Below are 16,454 nucleotides of genomic sequence, written 5' to 3'. Positions count from 1 at the left end.
TCATCCTGAGCCAGGATCAAACTCTTCATAGTAATAAAAACTTTAAAAATTATCTCTTTCGCTCAGTCATTATATCCGTCGAATTTATTCTCGGACTCGCACTTGCTGTTTGTTTCAAACCTTTCAATATCTTTAAGAACTCTTTTGCTTCTCTTTTACCCGCCCCACTCATGAGGCGAAAGCGGATGCAAAGATAAATACTTTTAATCATTCCCTCCAAATCTTTCCGCACTTTTTTTCAAACTTTTTTTTCGGAACCGCCGTAGAAGAAAGCTTCTGCAGGATTCATCCGAAAAAGATGAAAAACACATCCGTCAAAATGTTTCAGAACCTCCGCTTCGTTTCAGAAAGCGGCTGCAAAGGTAAGGACTTTTTCATCAACTCCAAACTTTTCAAAAGAAATTTTTGAAGTTTTTTTCAAACCCCGACCAGGGCAATATTCTGAAGAACTCTGCGCAACCCAAAACTCTGGAAACCAACCCTTCACCACCACTCACCTGCGCTATTGGTTTAACCCCTCATTCCCTGATTGCGGCTGCAAAGATAGAACAATTTATACCCCATCTCCAAATTTTTTATCAACTTTTTTTAGAAAAAAATGAATATTTTACATAAAAGCCTAACAATCAACACTTATAAAATAAGGAGCAGAGATTCAAACTCTACCTCAAGTTTTACTTTTAAACCTCAAATACACCATCGAACGAACCGAAACAGTTCATACTATCCAAAGTGAAACGTTTTTAAGTTCCCCCAAATGCAGAGTAAATCTCAGGACCACATTAATTCAACTTACAATCAATGATTTACATATTCTACTCTATCATAAAATCTCCTATCAGAGCAATCTTTAGAACCGATGAAGAATTTGAAAACCGAAATAGCAAATTTTTTCAGAAGTTTAAAGGAGCGTTTCGTAATATTGAAACGAAAAAACAATCCCCTTCGAAAAATACCTCCTAAACTTCTTTTCAGAACTTTAAGATGCACTTTTCGAAGGGGACAACCTTCGAATTCTAAAACTATATTTATACTTAGATCATCGTACTGATCATGAAAGTTGCAGCAACAGCAACAATAGCATACAACTCAGGGAATACGGCCAAAATCAAAGTTTTACCGAACACATCGTATCCTGAACCGATACCGATGATACCATTAGCACATACCTGGCCCTGACGGATGGCAGAAAACAGACATACCAATCCAAGTCCTAAGCCGGCACCAAAAACAGCAGCAGCCTGTAACCAGGTAATACCGGCTACCAATACATTCTTCAGCAAGAAAAAGCCCAGGAATCCATAAAGTCCCTGTGTACCGGGAAGTGCACACAATACCATATAGTTACCAAAAGCTTCGTCATTCTTCTTCAGTGCACCGATCGTAGCATTACCACCGATAGTTACGCCATAAGCACTACCAATTCCGGACAGTCCTAACATCAATCCAACCCCAATATAAGCTAAAATAATCTCATTCATGATTTCTATTTTTTAATTGTTTGTTAATTATAATTTTTCAATTCTTTTTTGGATATAAATCTATAATAGCAGGTTTCAATTACTTCTTTTCTTATAAGGCCGGTATTTCTTACCGCCTCCTTCAAAACCTGCATTCTTATAAAACTCAACAAAAGTCAGACGCATCGGATGTACAAAGGAACCCAATCCAGCCATAAACAAGTTCACACTATGTCCGAACAACAGGATGATCAACATGACCAACTGTTTTACTCCCGGCACATCCGGACTCATATTCATTGCCAGATCATTGAACACCAATCCCAATACCGCGCTCGAAATTCCCAAGGCAAACAAACGGATATAAGAAAGTGTATCTCCTAAAAGGCCGGTGACCATATTATAAGAATCCCATAAACCGGCACCGATATTAATGAATACATTCCGACGAACGTTATTGAATACAAAGATCAGTAATCCTGCTACAGCACCGACAACATACATCGGAACATCCATTGCATATCCCTTGGTCGACAACCAATAACAGATTCCTTCTCCCAGAATCAACACGAGCCATCCGATTGTCGAGAGAGCTGCTGCAAAACCATGTTGTTTCCACTGGTTAGCCACTTTCAGGAACATACCGAAGATAATTTGTACGGCTCCGACGATCAAAGCCAGGTTGAACAGCTGTTGTGAATCCAACATATAAGCTTTCATCTTCTCCATCCAGGGTACCTGTACATCCAGCAATTGGATACCGAAGAAAGTACCTCCGACAATTCCCATGATCACAGTAGAAATACCCAGCCATTGTGCTAACGACAGAATCGGTTTAATTGCCGGCTTCGCCTTAAACTTATAAATGGTGATACCCAACAACAGCAGCAATCCATATCCGGCATCTCCCAGACAAAAACCGAAAAACAGCACAAAAAACGGTGCAAAAAACGGTGTCAAGTCGATTTCCCGATAATTAGGCAGCGAATACAGTTCGCCGATAAATTCAAACAAACGGGCAAACTTGTTATTCTTCAGCAGAATAGGAGGATTATCCTGCTCTGTCGGAATCTCGAGTTCATAAGCAACTCCTTTATCTGCCAGCCAGTGGTCCGTATCGGCTGCAATAGCTTCCGGCACCCAACCTTCCAGAGCAATCACCTTATCTTCAAGTAAAGTCATTGCAGCATCCTTCACTTTTAAAGTATCCGTATCTTCACAAATCCGTACTTTCAAATCCTTCAGGTATTCCACCGAAAAAGCCGCGATCTTCTTCAAGTTTTCGGCAACCGTTTCTTTTTCGGTTTTCAACCCGGCGACCTGTTGCCGGATTTGTTCCGCACTCATCTGAGGAAAAGACACGACATCGGCTTCGGGATATTCTTCTACCTCCCGGGGCAGGACAGTAACAAAATACTTTTGTCCCTTATCCTGGTTTATAACAAACGCATTGTATTTGTCTTCCCATTCAGGTAAATATTTCCGGTCGGGAACGGTGAAAAACCGCAGATCCCAACCTGCCCTTTGGAGTCCGCCGATCTGTTCGTCGGGCAAATCTCCCCAAGGTTCATAGATCATACCTTCTTTTTCCAGCGAAGCAATCTGTTGATCGATATGTTCCATTCGTTTGAACTGGTTTTCCAGGAAAGTCAGCAAATTCAATTCGGTTACTTCTGACTCTTCTTTCAACCGATCTCCCGCATAAAACACTTGTTGATAAAAAAACAACTTTTCTTTCGGTTCCATCGCCTGTGACCAACGTTCCAATAATTCCGTAAAAGTCTCCTTGGTTTCAGGAATCCGTTTGGACAGCTGTTTGATCATTTCTCCGATCCGCTTAATGACGGCAAACTTGTGTTTCAGTTCTTCGTCTTCGGCCGATCGTTTTTTATTTTCATGGATATGAACCACTCCCTTTTCCCGAAGTTCCCCGAGAAATGCCTGATAATCCCGATAGAATATCAGCAGGGATAATTTTCTCATTGGTACTATCATGCTTCGTCCTCCATCGCTTTACGGGTTTTCACAATCTTTTGTGCCGACTTGGAAAGGTTCTCCTCATCTTCCAGGAATCGCTTAATCTTTCGGATTGCTTCCTGAAATCCGGGGATCTGTACTTTCTCATACAGATTCACCTTTTGTGTCGTTTTCTTACGGGCACGATCCAGTAATTCCATCTTCCGCATATAAAACTCCCGTTCGAGAGCGATATTTACTACTTCTTTCACGTGCTGAATCCCGTCAAGGAACCATCCCGGTGCATTAAACAGACTGAAGTCTTTTATTTCATACTCCACCTGGTCCAACACCGGCGTACGTACTCCTGCAATTTTCTTCACCGACATATTGACATCTTTCACGGTAAGAATATCCGGAGTATATTCATCATAAAGTTGAAGCATATCACTGATGCCATTGAGTGTGTCGTCTAATTTTCCGTCAAACTCATCCGCAACTTCTTTTGCTTTCTTTACTTCTGAACGCAAGGCAGATTCCTTATTTTTGATGGTAGGCAAAGCTCTTACCCTCATCTTGAGTTGTTTGTCAAGACTCTGCAGGGAAGTTTTATTGTATTGAAATTTTATTGCCATACCGACTGATTTATTTTAATTATCGTAAACCGCAAATTAATCCATATTTCCGAATTCGTCCACGATCTCTTTCTTGATTCCCAGTTCCGAACGGGTAAAATATTTCCGGAACAGTGCCCAGGCTGTGTCCAACATCTGGGTAATACCGATATTCACGTCGATAGCCAATAATTCATTCGAATAATCCCGGGCGAAATCGAGCGTACGTTTATCGTAATCGGTCAAATCGAAACCATTTTCCAATTTTGTCCGTGCATTGGCAGCATCGGCATACAGACGGATAGCGGCGTTCATTACCTGAGGATGGTCCTTCCGGGTTTTCTTACCGATCACTAACTGTTTCAGACGGGACAAGCTTCGGAACGGATCGACAATCACCTTACCGATCTCCGTATCTTTCCGCAAGAACAACTGACCTTCTGTGATATATCCGGTATTATCCGGGATAGCATGTGTAATATCACCGCCCGACAAGGTCGTCACGGCAATGATGGTAATCGATCCCCCCTGCGGGAACTGTACGGCCTTTTCATAGATTTTAGCCAAATCCGAATACAATGAACCGGGCATAGAATCTTTCGAAGGGATCTGGTCCATACGGTTCGACACAATACTCAACGCATCGGCATATAAGGTCATATCGGTCAGCAATACCAACACTTTTTCGTTCTTGTCCACGGCAAAATATTCTGCCGCGGTCAAGGCCATATCCGGCACCAGTAACCGTTCGACAGGAGGAGCTTCGGTCGTATTGACAAAACTGACGATACGATCGAGTACACCGGCATTATCGAACAAATTTTTGAAATACAGATAGTCGTCGTTGGTCAATCCCATTCCTCCCAGGATAATCCGGTCGGTTTGTGCACGCAAAGCCACATTCGCCATCACCTGATTATAAGGTTGATCCGGATCGGCAAAAAACGGAATCTTCTGTCCCGACACCAACGTATTATTCAAGTCGATACCTGCAATACCGGTAGCGATCAATTCCGAAGGTTGTTTACGGCGTACCGGATTCACAGACGGTCCCCCGATTTCACGTTCTTCGCCATCTACAGCAGGCCCGCCATCGATCGGATCTCCGAATGCATTGAAGAAACGTCCGCACAGATCCTCTCCTACCTTCAGTGTAGGAGCTTTTCCCAGAAAAGTCACCTCAGCATTGGTCGGAATACCCTCGGTGCCGGAAAATACCTGCAACGTGATGTCTTCCCCCCAAATCTTCACAACCTGAGCCAAACGGCCATTCACAATCGCCAGTTCGTCATTTCCGACCCCCTGAGCTTTCAGTGAACAGGTAGCTTTGGTAATCTGGGTAATTTTGGTATATACCTTTTGAAAAGCAGTGTTCATACCTTAATTTATTTTGGATTTTTGAATTACGATTTACGATTGCAACGCATATTCAGCTCTGTTTCCCCTGGCGTCCTATCGTAACTCATAAATTACTTATTTTTTTCTTTCATTAATAATATCTTTCACTTCCGCTTCGAATTTCTTGAAATGGCCGGACTGAAATTCGGAATAGTTCATCTGTTTAAAAGCATTGATGATCCGTTTGAAGTAAGGATTTACTTCTTCGAAAGAATCGAAGTCAAAATCCGAACGTACAACATCCAAAACCATATTCAGCATATATTGCTGACGCGCCATCGAGGTCGATCCGTCAATATTATCGAAAGCATCCTGTTGCAGGATCACGAAGTCGATCAATTCCGATTTCCAGAATATCAGATGATAATCCAATGGAACACCATCATCTCCCAAAATATCGATTTGCTCAGCTGTTTCCCGGCCTCTGACCAGCATATTACGGGCTTCATTCACATCTTCTATCCACCGGTCCGAAATATTTTTCCGGGCATATTCGACAAATTCGGGGTATTCCAGATATTTCGAATAAGATTCCAGGGTATCGATCGCCGGATAACGTTTGGAGTCAGCACGAGCCTGTGACAATGCGTAGAAACAACGGGCCACTTTCTTGGTCGATTCGGTTACCGGTTCTTTCAGGTTACCACCGGCAGGCGATACCGTACCGATAAACGTGACAGAACCTGTACTACCGTTATTCAGATATACCATCCCGGCCCGGGCATAGAAGTTGGAGATAATCGCAGACAAGTCCATCGGGAAAGCATCCTGCCCGGGAAGTTCCTCCATACGGTTCGACATCTCACGCAAAGCTTGCGCCCAACGAGAAGTAGAATCGGCCAATAACAGCACTTTCATTCCCATTGCCCGGTAATACTCCCCGATCGTCATCGCCGTGTACACAGATGCTTCACGAGCAGCAACGGGCATATTCGACGTATTGGCAATAATGGTAGTACGTTCATAGAGGGAACGTCCTGACCGCGGGTCCTGCAATTCCGGGAATTCGGTAAATATTTCCACCACCTCATTGGCACGTTCACCGCAGGCAGCCATGATAATCACATCTGCATCCGCAAAACGGGCCAAAGCATGCTGCAACACCGTCTTTCCCGTACCGAACGGTCCCGGAATAAATCCGGTTCCCCCTTCCAGCATCGGGTTCATGGTATCGATGACCCGAACACCCGTTTCCATCTGCCGGAAAGGACGTGGTTTATCCACATAATTCCGGATAGCTACTTTTACCGGCCATTTCTGCACCATCGTGACATTGATTTCTTTCCCGGTACGATCTTTCAATACGGCAATCGTATCCAAAATCGTGTATTCCCCTGCCGGGACTACGGAAACCACCGTATATTCTCCCTCCAGCTTAAAAGGAACCATAATCTTATGATCCAGCCAGTTTTCCTTCACATTTCCGAGCCAATCGGCAGCTTTCACCTTATCCCCGGCTTTGGCCAACGGCGTAAAGCTCCATTTTTTATCGTCCTCCAAAGGATTTGTATATTCTCCTCTTTTCAAAAAAACACCTGTCATTTTATCCAGGTCATTCTGTAAGCCATCGAAGTTTTTCGACAACAGACCAGGTCCGAGACTCACTTCCAACATGTGATTCTGAAATTCAACAGGCATTCCGGGTTTCAAACCACGGGTGCTCTCAAATACCTGCACATAAGCAAGATCTCCCACCACCTTTATCACTTCAGCCATCAAACGTTCCCCGTTTTCCTCTATGAAACAAATCTCATTCTGGGAAACAGGCCCTTCGACTTTAACGAGTACAAGGTTAGAAATAATGCTATGGACTTTTCCTTGTGTTTTTGCCATAAACCTTATTTATTTTTGATTTTTGAATTACAAGAATCGACGATTTCTCTATATCCTTTGTAATTCATTCATCGTAAATTATTTAAATTGTTCTTCAAACTGAAAACTTTTCCGGAAACGGTCGACCATTTCCATAAACACCTTCCGCCCGGACTCTGAACTCATCTTGCTCCACCGTTCGACGATCATCAGACGAAGCATATAACTGATGACTCTTTCCAAAGAAAAATAATCAAAAGTCACCGCTTCATCCAAGAAATGCCAAATAATCAAATCGAGTCCCCGTTCGCGTTCTACTAAATTATCGTTATCCATCAAAGCAATCACTTTTTCGACATAAGGATAATCCAGGGTCAAACCGAAATCTTTCGCATTGGATGTCCGCAAAGCTACTGCAAACTCATTACTGCCGATCACCTCTTTTGCCACTTCCATCCCATATTTCCGGGCATTCAAAGCAGTGACCAGATTTTTCAGATTCATGGAAAACTCTGCATATCTCTTCACCAGTTGGTTGTCGGCTTTCATCATATAATCATAATACATCCAGCTCAACACATTCTCGGGCGAAACATCATAACGCAAATGCTCTTCCTTAAAATCAGCAATGAATTCCCTCAGGTAAGCCGGAATCGTTTTATCCGGTTCCTGTGTTTCATCTTCCAGCAATTTCACCGGATAAACAGTAGACAACGCCCCATCGGGTTCCTGTTTCCTCAACAAACGCAACACCTGAGCATTATCATTAGGTAAAAAGAATAAATCGATCAACCGTTCATCTCTACCACTGATATAATCTTTCAATTGTTCCCGAAATTCGGCCACTGTCAAAGACAATTTCCGATCATCCCAGTCAATTTCCGGCAAGCCTGCTATAAAAGCAATATAATCCATGTAAATTAAATCGTAAATTATTTATAGAGCAAGCTCTTGGTAAAGCTTCTCATATACTGATTGAAGAAAGTCTCGAACAACTTCTCGGAAAAAGCAACCTGATATCCTCCGTCCTTCGGTTGTATGACGAAAGCATCCGTATGATCTCCTACTTTTATTTCAAGGCCTTTATCCAACAATTCTTTGTATTTGGTCGCCACAAACTGTTGGAATTTTTCTTTCTCTTCCTCAGACAAAATCAATTCCAGGTTCAGGTTTCCGGAAGCTACGTCCCATTTTTTCAGAATAGCGACAATCATTTCCTGCACGAATGCTTCGTCTTTAAAACCTGCCTTAGCGATATTTCCTGCCACTTCACCGGATATCAGGGAAGTGATCGACTGTTTCAAAGCAGTAATCGCCTGACGTGCGCTCAAAGTCATCTCTGATTCAGCCTTTTTTTTCATATTTTCGACTTCGGTTGCTGCTCCGGCTTTTATTCCCTTTGCCTGTTCCTCAGCCTCTGCAATCAATTTTGCTGCTTTTTCCTTTGCTTGAGCGATTATTTTTTCAGCTTCCTGATTCGCCTTATCGACCCCCTCTTCATACAGCTTTTTAGTTAAGACATCTAATTTGTTTTCCATATATCTCATTTTTAGTTTCGGACATTCTTTCTAAGTACAAGTTTTTCACCGACTTAACAATCATTTTATCAATAACACAAGCCTTATGCCAATTTTCAAATTTGATGGCTCCAAATTAATGTTTTTACATTTAATAACAAACAAATCATTCGAATTAAAACGATTTAAATTAACGATTACCACTTTTCTCCCTATTTTACTCTAAATTTTAAATCAATTTTTACGTCGTTCCGGATTCCTTTGTTTTAAAGAATTAATTTCTATTATTTTGCTTTCTATTAATTTTTATTCCTATGCTCGATCACAAATACAAAGTTTTTTATCATCTGGCTCAAACTCCCAACACCACAAAAGTAGCTGAAGAGTTATTACTATCCCAGCCAGCAATTTCTAAAAATATAAAAGAATTGGAAAAAGAACTGGGTATTACCCTCTTCAACCGGATAGAAGGTCGGATGCAGCTCACCGAAGCCGGACAGTATCTGTACTCGGAAATTGAAATTTTAGTTCGGAAGGAACGGGAAATAAATTTCAGAATCGATAAAATGAAACATACTTTTACAGGTACACTTCACATTGGAGCCAGTACCACTTTATCCCAATATGTCCTTCCGGAGACGTTGGTCCGATTCAAAAATGCCTCACCGCAAATGGCTATTTCTTTGATGAGCGGAAATACGGCACAGATCGAACAGGAAATTGTAACAGGTAATCTTCATGTCGCTTTTATAGAGGGGACCCCGACACAACCGGACCTCCATTATATATCTTTTCTCCGGGATGAGATTGTATTGGTCACCGGAGCAGAAACAAAAATCCCGGAACACATTTCTCCGGAACAATTCACCCAACTCCCATTCGTTTTGCGTGAACAGGGTTCCGGTACCTACCACGTCATCCGTAATCAGCTCGCACAGGCCGGAATAGCCATAAACACACTAAATTGTCAGCTCGTTTTAGGTAGTACGGAAGGAATCAAACATTATTTACTTCATTCAAACTGTTTTGCCCTGCTTTCGATTTATAGTATCCGTGAAGAAGTGGCCGCCGGGAAATTAAAAATCATCGATATCGACGAACTGAATATCAACCGGATGTTTTATATCATTCACCGGCAAGGTGAACCCGATCCCTATGCCAAACAATTCATCGAATTCTCTCTCCGGCAAAAATTTTAGTAAACATACCCCAGGAATAAAACAAAGCGTACCGATGTAGATATAATTAATTTTGACGGAAATAATTTTATTTGCATTTTTGAATAGAAATTCTGATGTGGTAAATCTTTAAGATCGGATCATGAAATACGATATTTTTATCAGTTACAGACGTAAAGGGGGATACGAAACAGCGAAACACCTCTATGATTTATTTTCTAAAGACGGCTATCGGGTGAGCTTCGATTTGGATACCCTTCGGAACGGAGATTTCGATCAGGCACTTCTGAAACGTATCGACCAATGTTCCGATTTCATTTTAATACTGAGCAAAGGGGCTTTCGCCAGAACACTCGATCCGGCCTTTAATCCACGACAAGACTGGTTACGAATAGAGTTAGCTTACGCTTTGAAAAAACAGAAAAATATCATCCCCATCCTGCTCGAAGGGTTCGAGGGTTTTCCAGAAAATCTTCCGGCAGATATCAAAGATGTAGCAAAGAAAAACGGACCTCAATATAATCAATATTACTTCGACGAATTTTACAAAAAACTAAAAACCGATTTTTTAGAGACCCGTAAATCCCGCTTCTTTTCTTTAAAAACAATTTTGATCCTATCAGCTCTTATTTTATGTGCCGGAGGGATTTGGTGGTACCTGCAAGAGGTTTCCGGGAAACAGTGTATCCTCTCAAAAAATAACACGATAAATAAATCGGATACCCTTAAAACCGAATCACCGGATAGCCCCGCAACTCCTTTGACTTCGGGAAAAGAGAAAAAAGATCCAGCCACCCCGGAGCAAAACACAAAAAAATCACAGGATGTACAGCCGGTTACAAGTGTAAAATTACCGGATTGGATGTTCGCCCCGACACAAAAATTCATCGGAATCGCTCCTGCAAGCCTGCCTGCCCGGGGAGCAAAAGAATTTGCTGTAGCAACCGCCGCTTATCAATGGGTGATAGCACAAGGCAAACCCATCTCGGGACGTGATACCACAATAGAGTCTGCGGATGTTAAAAAATCACATTTTCATCTTTTTACCCCTCAAATCGCTTTTGAATATAAGATAGAGCATGAAACGCAATTAAGCAGTGGGGAAAGAGTATTCGAAATTGTTTTTTTTAATTCAAAAAGGAACCCGAATACATTGCAAGTGTTTTCAAGTATAATTGATGAGAAAAATAATTTTGAACAGACAATAAAAATAAATTACACCGGTTTTGAACAGATAAAAACTTATGAATTCAATATCGTCGACGAAGATGGCAATAAACTTGCCCGTTCTTATCTCAATAATACCGAATTGAAGTCTCCTCAGACAATGGTCTACACAAACGCCGGTAACTTTTTAGTCCCCTCCCGTTCTTCACAACAGGGACATATTGTAAACCTAAAGCTCGAAGATTATCATTCGTTAAGCAAAGCCTGGGAATACGGTATATTTTCATATCTCTTTCTTTCTCCTACAGGAATAATACCTTGTCAGATAAAATCTATCAGCCGCAGCGATGGAAGTAATATTACAGTCGCAGCTTATAACGATGATTATAGTTTACCTTCCAGTATGAGTTGTAAAGGAGTCAAAAATAATGTACTGGCCATTTCATACGAACATAATGAACAAAAGGTAGCAGAGTTTATAAAAGAAGACTCGATAAAAAAAGCAATTGCTAATGATTTGAAGGAAATAGAAAATTTAGATATAAAATAAATCCGGCACTAACAGGAAAGAAAAAACAGAGACTCTTCAAAGCCGGTAGTCCGACTTTGAAGATCATCTCTGTCACAGGGTTATTTGAGTTTTAGTCCATCCCCATCAAGATCACACCGAAGTTAAAGCTGAAAGTCTGGATTTCAGGTACTCTTCCGTGAGCAGCTTTGGTACCGTAATTATACCGGGCTCCCACATTGAAAGCAAACTGGTCGTTAATCGGGATATACATCCCTACCTCCGGAGCCAATGCAAACTGCCAGCGGGAGATCGTAGAAGCAAACTGTCCTACTTCCAGTCGTCTCTCGGTCCAGCTGGTACCGATACCCAAGCCGACAAAAGGTCTGACAGCCGTCGTATTATCTGTAAAATAATAACGGCCGATAGCTAACATAGGCACCGTATTGATATAACGATACTGATTCCCGGTAATCGTATATACATTACTATTTCCATTGAATCTGAAATTTCCGGGAGTGTGTTTTTTATCTTTGTAAAAGACATCCCAGCCAATAGCTGCACCGATAGAGAATTGATCTCCTAAAAACTGGTGATATTCGATATCGAATCCGCGGAAACTAGCTTTATCCGTAAAATCTTTTACCTGGTTCATCGGCAGACTAATCTGATAGTTGAGATTAAGCATCTGAGCTTTCAGGAAAGGGCTCAGGCCGAAAAGGCATATGGCAATTATTAATAGTTTTTTCATAATTCATGTATTTTTATAAATCGATATATTTCTGTTATAGATAGCGGTCCCTCCGTTATCATTTGTTCGGAGTCGTGGCTTTCTTCAAATAAGGCGACTGGATAAAGCACTGATCGATTTGTGATTCTACACGATTCAGAACGAAAGAATTGGATCCCTGAAGCAAACCGTCTGCGATACCCGTCCAAACAACATTTACTTTATCGTCATTCCGTTTAGCCGTAGAAACCATTTCCACCACCACAGAACCTGTTCTGTAAGAGTAAACACTAACCGGATACCAAGGATAGTAAGGATTGAAAGGACCACCCCACCAGCCACCCCAGTACCAATTCCAGTTGTTGTACCAGTTGTCGACGAAATAAGCATAGTTGACATTAGAAAAAGCAGATACGGTCACGATAAAGCTGGGTAAATCTTCGGCAGGAGTAGTTGCTGTCGGATCAGCTACTTTTTCGTATCCCATAGCTACGAAATTATCGGTCACAGCTTTGATGACAGCATCATCAAATTCATGTGAAGGTTTGCCGGCACTATTGTCATTCGCAAAATAAACGACCGTGTCAGGAATCGAAAAGGTGGTGAAAGCACTGAAATCAGCACCTTTGTCGTAGTTTGTAATGGCAACATCATAGTCTTCAATGTTATCTGCGCCTTCCGGGTAACATGAAACTACCAGCTGCGCAAACAAACCGGTGAGCAATAAAATTAATAAACGTTTCATACTTAGTTTGTTTTTAGTTTAACAAATGTTCTCTATCAATTACCGCGTGGTATTGGTAACAATAATTTTCATTATTGTACCGGGTTATACGTTGGCTTTTTAAAATAGTTTTAGGATTTAAAAATTGGAAGAGAAAAGCCCCATTTTGTTAAAAAGGGATACAAAAAGAGCTTAAAACGGCTATAATCCGGCAGTTTCAAGCTTTATCATCTATTTAAAAGTCCGAATCGGAACTTACTATTTCAAAAGGATAAGATTTTTTAGGAAATATTTATTCCGGTTCGGTAGCCAGAATAGACTTGTAGCCATAAGTTTTAGCAATATTCATCACTCTGACTACTTGTTCGATAGGAACCGATTTTTCGGCTTCAATAGAAATACAAGGATCGTCGCTATTTTTCAATAGCTCGACAATCTTCCCTTCTAGCCGGGAAAAAGGAGTGACTTTCGTATTGAGATAAAAATTCAGGTTCTTATCGATAGAGACCACCACAGTCGGACGATTGGAGGTTTGATGTGTGCTTTTGGGCAGTAATAATTTTAAAGCATTGGGATTAATCAAGGTGGAAGTGACCATAAAAAAGATCAGCAATAAAAATACAATGTCGGTCATGGACGACATATTGAAATTAGGATTTGCTTTTCTGGATCTTTTAATTGCCATAGATATCGTTTTATTTATTCTCCTTCTCGTTTTTCACCTCATAAATGACCTCCATAAAATCAGCACTGGCCGTCTCCATTTTAGTGACAATATGATCGATTTTGGCTGTAAGGGCATTGTAGGCAAAATAAGCTATAATGCCGACGATTAAACCGGCGACTGTAGTAATCATCGCCGTATAGATACCTCTGGACAACAGGGTAATATTGATATTGTTTCCAGCCATAGCCATATCGTAAAAGGCTTGTACCATACCGACGACAGTCCCCAGAAACCCGATCATCGGTGCCATTCCGGCACAGGTTGCCAGAGTGGATAATCCTTTTTCCATTCCGGCTACTTCAAGATTTGCGGCACTTTCCACAATAGCTCTCAATTCAGTAACCGGCAGACGATAATGAAGAAGCCCCTTAACCAACATACGCGACATCGGCGTATTTTCCTCATTACATACCGTTACCGCTCCACGAATATTGCCGGCAAAAATACAATCCCTGATTTTATCCGGGAAAGTATCGCTGATTCGTGTATACTTACGGAGTAACATATATCTTTCACAAAAAATATAAACCGCAATAATAGACAGGATGAAAATCGGTATCATCAACCATCCTCCCTTGACGATCATACTCCACAAACTCAATTCAGGCTCAGCAGCCTGCGGGACAGCCGTCGCTGCCAGTATTATCAAATTATTCATCGTTTCAGATTTTTCGACGCGAAGATAATGGTTTTGGACTAAAAAATGGAAAATAGATGCAATTTTAATGAATCTTATTATCTTTGTCCTATCATTTAAACAATGAGGGATGTGGTGTCCCTCGAGCATGATTTTTAATAAAATAAAAAGCTATGAAAAAATTTGTAACAAGAGCAATCATTATTGCTTTAATCGGTTCTACAGGAATTCTATCGGGTTGTTATGGACCTTTCCGTCTGACCACAAAATTACATCAGTGGAACGGTAATGTTTCTAACAAGAAATTCGTCAATGAATTGGTATTCTTGGGATTATGTATCTTACCTGCTTATGGATTGTGTACTTTGGGGGATGTATTGATTTTCAACTCTATTGAATTCTGGGGTGGCCAGAACCCGATCACCATGAAAGACGGTCAGATCGACGAGTCTGAATTCATGCACGAAGGCAAAATGTACAAAGTGATCAAATCAAAAAATAATATGACAGTTGCTTTGAAAGATACCGATGTGAAAGTGGATTTCCGATATTTCCCGGAAGAAAGTACCTGGTACCAGATGAACGGAAACGAAAAAGTTCAGGTAGTGAAATTGAAAGGTAAAAAAGTATATACCTATCTTCCGAACGACAAAGTACTGGTATTCGATGAAAATTCCGTGAATACAGTCGAATCAGAAGTCATGGCAGCTCGTTAAGAAGCTCTGAAATAATTTATAAAAATGGCCTCCTTGCAGGCCATTTTTTTATGCCCGCCATTTTATCGGTCTAACACCACTTCATTTATCCTGTGCCGGTATTTTATAATAAATAGTTATACCTTATAACTATTTCGATTCTGTCAGATCCGGAAATAATTCGTTCTTTTGCAGCAAATAAAATCGATAATTTAATTTAGAGTAATGAAATTAAGTGAAAAGAGAGGCAATATGCTTCATGGAATTTTGTTAATAGCCTTGTTTTCCTGTGCAGCCTTTTACATCAGCGATTTGTCTTTTGTAAAAAGTCTATCTTTCAGTCCTTTGATTGTAGGTATCATTTTAGGTATGCTGTATGCCAACAGTCTGCGGAATCGTTTACCGGAAACCTGGGTACCCGGTATCCTGTTCTGTTCGAAGCAAATTCTGCGATTAGGTATCATATTGTATGGTTTCAAATTGACTTTCCAGGACGTGATGGCAGTCGGCTTACCCGCCATCCTGATCGATATCATCGTCGTAACGGTGACCATTTGTGGCGGTGTACTGATCGGGAAATGGATGAAAATGGAAAAAGAGATTACTTTACTCACTTCGGTCGGTAGTGCTATCTGCGGAGCCGCTGCTATCTTAGGAGCCGAATCGACCATTAAAAGCAAACCTTACCAAACCGCTGTCGCCATTTCAACCGTGGTGATTTTCGGTACGATTTCCATGTTTTTGTATCCGGTACTTTACCGGAATGGGATTGTCGACCTGACACCGGATCAGATGGGGATCTATACCGGTTCGACTCTACACGAAGTGGCGCACGTCGTAGGTGCAGGAAATGCCATGGGTAAAGAGATTTCCGATGTCGGCATTATCGTTAAGATGATCCGTGTTATTATGCTGGTACCTGCTTTATTAGTGATCGGCTATTTCGTTGCCAGAGCCAGTGTACAAAAAATAAATCAGCACCAACCGGCCGAAGGCGGAAAATCGAAAATAACGATTCCCTGGTTTGCCTTAGGTTTTTTAGCAGTCATCGGTTTCAATTCATTCGATCTGCTACCTCAACCGGCAATCAGCTTTATCAACGATTTCGACACATTTCTATTGACCATGGCCATGACTGCCCTCGGTGCCGAAACCAGTATCGAAAAATTTAAAAAAGCAGGTGTCAAACCATTCCTATTAGCCTCTTTTTTATACATTTGGTTATTGGCAGGCGGCTATTTGCTGGTTCGTTATATCACCCCCTATTTCGTGTAAAAGGTGATCACTCCTCGCCTGTGAACCGGTACTACATAAAAATACCCGATTTTACG

15 protein-coding genes are annotated in these 16,454 nt (G+C 41.3%); 4 read left to right on the top strand and 11 right to left on the bottom strand.

Annotated features, from left to right (window positions below; all coding sequences use genetic code 11):
* Nucleotides 1-1,034: 1,034 nt before the first annotated feature.
* The 7 genes from AC5RDS_RS10055 to AC5RDS_RS10025 form a co-directional block, all read right to left on the bottom strand.
* Nucleotides 1,035-1,484: a V-type ATP synthase subunit K gene (locus tag AC5RDS_RS10055; protein ID WP_161945899.1), complete on the bottom strand. Its 450-nt coding sequence runs from the start codon at nucleotides 1,482-1,484 to the stop codon at nucleotides 1,035-1,037.
* A 72-nt stretch (nucleotides 1,485-1,556) separates the two neighbouring features.
* On the bottom strand, nucleotides 1,557-3,443 hold the full coding sequence (locus AC5RDS_RS10050) for a V-type ATP synthase subunit I (RefSeq protein WP_494222323.1): 1,887 nt from the start codon (nucleotides 3,441-3,443) through the stop codon (nucleotides 1,557-1,559).
* A gap of 8 nt (nucleotides 3,444-3,451) precedes the next feature.
* A complete protein-coding gene (locus AC5RDS_RS10045; RefSeq protein WP_013612139.1) occupies nucleotides 3,452-4,051 on the bottom strand; it encodes a V-type ATP synthase subunit D in 600 nt (199 codons plus the stop codon).
* Nucleotides 4,052-4,087: 36 nt separating this feature from the next.
* Entirely contained in the window at nucleotides 4,088-5,407 is a 1,320-nt protein-coding gene (locus AC5RDS_RS10040; protein ID WP_013612140.1) for a V-type ATP synthase subunit B, read from the bottom strand.
* Nucleotides 5,408-5,503: 96 nt separating this feature from the next.
* The gene (locus AC5RDS_RS10035; RefSeq protein ID WP_022160600.1) at nucleotides 5,504-7,261 is read right to left on the bottom strand and encodes a V-type ATP synthase subunit A; all 1,758 of its coding nucleotides are present in this window, start codon (nucleotides 7,259-7,261) and stop codon (nucleotides 5,504-5,506) included.
* Nucleotides 7,262-7,339: 78 nt separating this feature from the next.
* A complete protein-coding gene (locus AC5RDS_RS10030) occupies nucleotides 7,340-8,155 on the bottom strand; it encodes a DUF2764 family protein (protein WP_118104849.1) in 816 nt (271 codons plus the stop codon).
* Nucleotides 8,156-8,172: 17 nt separating this feature from the next.
* Nucleotides 8,173-8,778 carry an ATP synthase subunit E gene (locus AC5RDS_RS10025; RefSeq protein WP_013612143.1) on the bottom strand — a complete coding sequence of 202 codons (606 nt, stop codon included), beginning with the start codon at nucleotides 8,776-8,778 and terminating at the stop codon, nucleotides 8,173-8,175.
* A 293-nt stretch (nucleotides 8,779-9,071) separates the two neighbouring features.
* On the opposite strand from AC5RDS_RS10025, the gene AC5RDS_RS10020 reads away from it, so the two are divergent.
* Together AC5RDS_RS10020 and AC5RDS_RS10015 are read left to right on the top strand one after the other, a co-directional pair.
* Nucleotides 9,072-9,956 (top strand): LysR family transcriptional regulator, encoded by an 885-nt coding sequence (locus AC5RDS_RS10020; protein WP_118104850.1) that lies wholly within the window; start codon nucleotides 9,072-9,074, stop codon nucleotides 9,954-9,956.
* A gap of 121 nt (nucleotides 9,957-10,077) precedes the next feature.
* A complete protein-coding gene (locus AC5RDS_RS10015; RefSeq protein WP_195306057.1) occupies nucleotides 10,078-11,652 on the top strand; it encodes a TIR domain-containing protein in 1,575 nt (524 codons plus the stop codon).
* A 91-nt stretch (nucleotides 11,653-11,743) separates the two neighbouring features.
* Here the strand turns inward: AC5RDS_RS10015 and AC5RDS_RS10010 are convergent, their stop codons facing one another.
* The 4 genes from AC5RDS_RS10010 to AC5RDS_RS09995 all read right to left on the bottom strand — a co-directional run bounded on the left by AC5RDS_RS10010 (nucleotide 11,744) and on the right by AC5RDS_RS09995 (nucleotide 14,449).
* Nucleotides 11,744-12,361 (bottom strand): outer membrane beta-barrel protein, encoded by a 618-nt coding sequence (locus AC5RDS_RS10010; RefSeq protein WP_013612145.1) that lies wholly within the window; start codon nucleotides 12,359-12,361, stop codon nucleotides 11,744-11,746.
* 58 nt (nucleotides 12,362-12,419) lie between these two features.
* Entirely contained in the window at nucleotides 12,420-13,085 is a 666-nt protein-coding gene (locus AC5RDS_RS10005; RefSeq protein WP_013612146.1) for a DUF4136 domain-containing protein, read from the bottom strand.
* A gap of 271 nt (nucleotides 13,086-13,356) precedes the next feature.
* Nucleotides 13,357-13,749 carry an ExbD/TolR family protein gene (locus AC5RDS_RS10000; RefSeq protein ID WP_046403917.1) on the bottom strand — a complete coding sequence of 131 codons (393 nt, stop codon included), beginning with the start codon at nucleotides 13,747-13,749 and terminating at the stop codon, nucleotides 13,357-13,359.
* 10 nt (nucleotides 13,750-13,759) lie between these two features.
* Nucleotides 13,760-14,449 (bottom strand): MotA/TolQ/ExbB proton channel family protein, encoded by a 690-nt coding sequence (locus tag AC5RDS_RS09995; RefSeq protein ID WP_041556653.1) that lies wholly within the window; start codon nucleotides 14,447-14,449, stop codon nucleotides 13,760-13,762.
* 152 nt (nucleotides 14,450-14,601) lie between these two features.
* Between AC5RDS_RS09995 and AC5RDS_RS09990 the strand changes: the two genes are divergently transcribed.
* Together AC5RDS_RS09990 and AC5RDS_RS09985 are read left to right on the top strand one after the other, a co-directional pair.
* A complete protein-coding gene (locus AC5RDS_RS09990) occupies nucleotides 14,602-15,144 on the top strand; it encodes a DUF3332 domain-containing protein (protein WP_013612149.1) in 543 nt (180 codons plus the stop codon).
* 204 nt (nucleotides 15,145-15,348) lie between these two features.
* Nucleotides 15,349-16,398, top strand: coding sequence for a YeiH family protein (locus AC5RDS_RS09985; protein ID WP_013612150.1), 1,050 nt, complete (start codon nucleotides 15,349-15,351; stop codon nucleotides 16,396-16,398).
* The last annotated feature ends 56 nt before the right edge of the window (nucleotides 16,399-16,454 follow it).

The sequence above is a fragment of the Odoribacter sp. genome, from assembly GCF_985060555.1.
The sequence above is the reverse complement of the archived record's forward strand: the minus strand, read 5'-3'. Positions and strand labels throughout refer to the sequence as shown.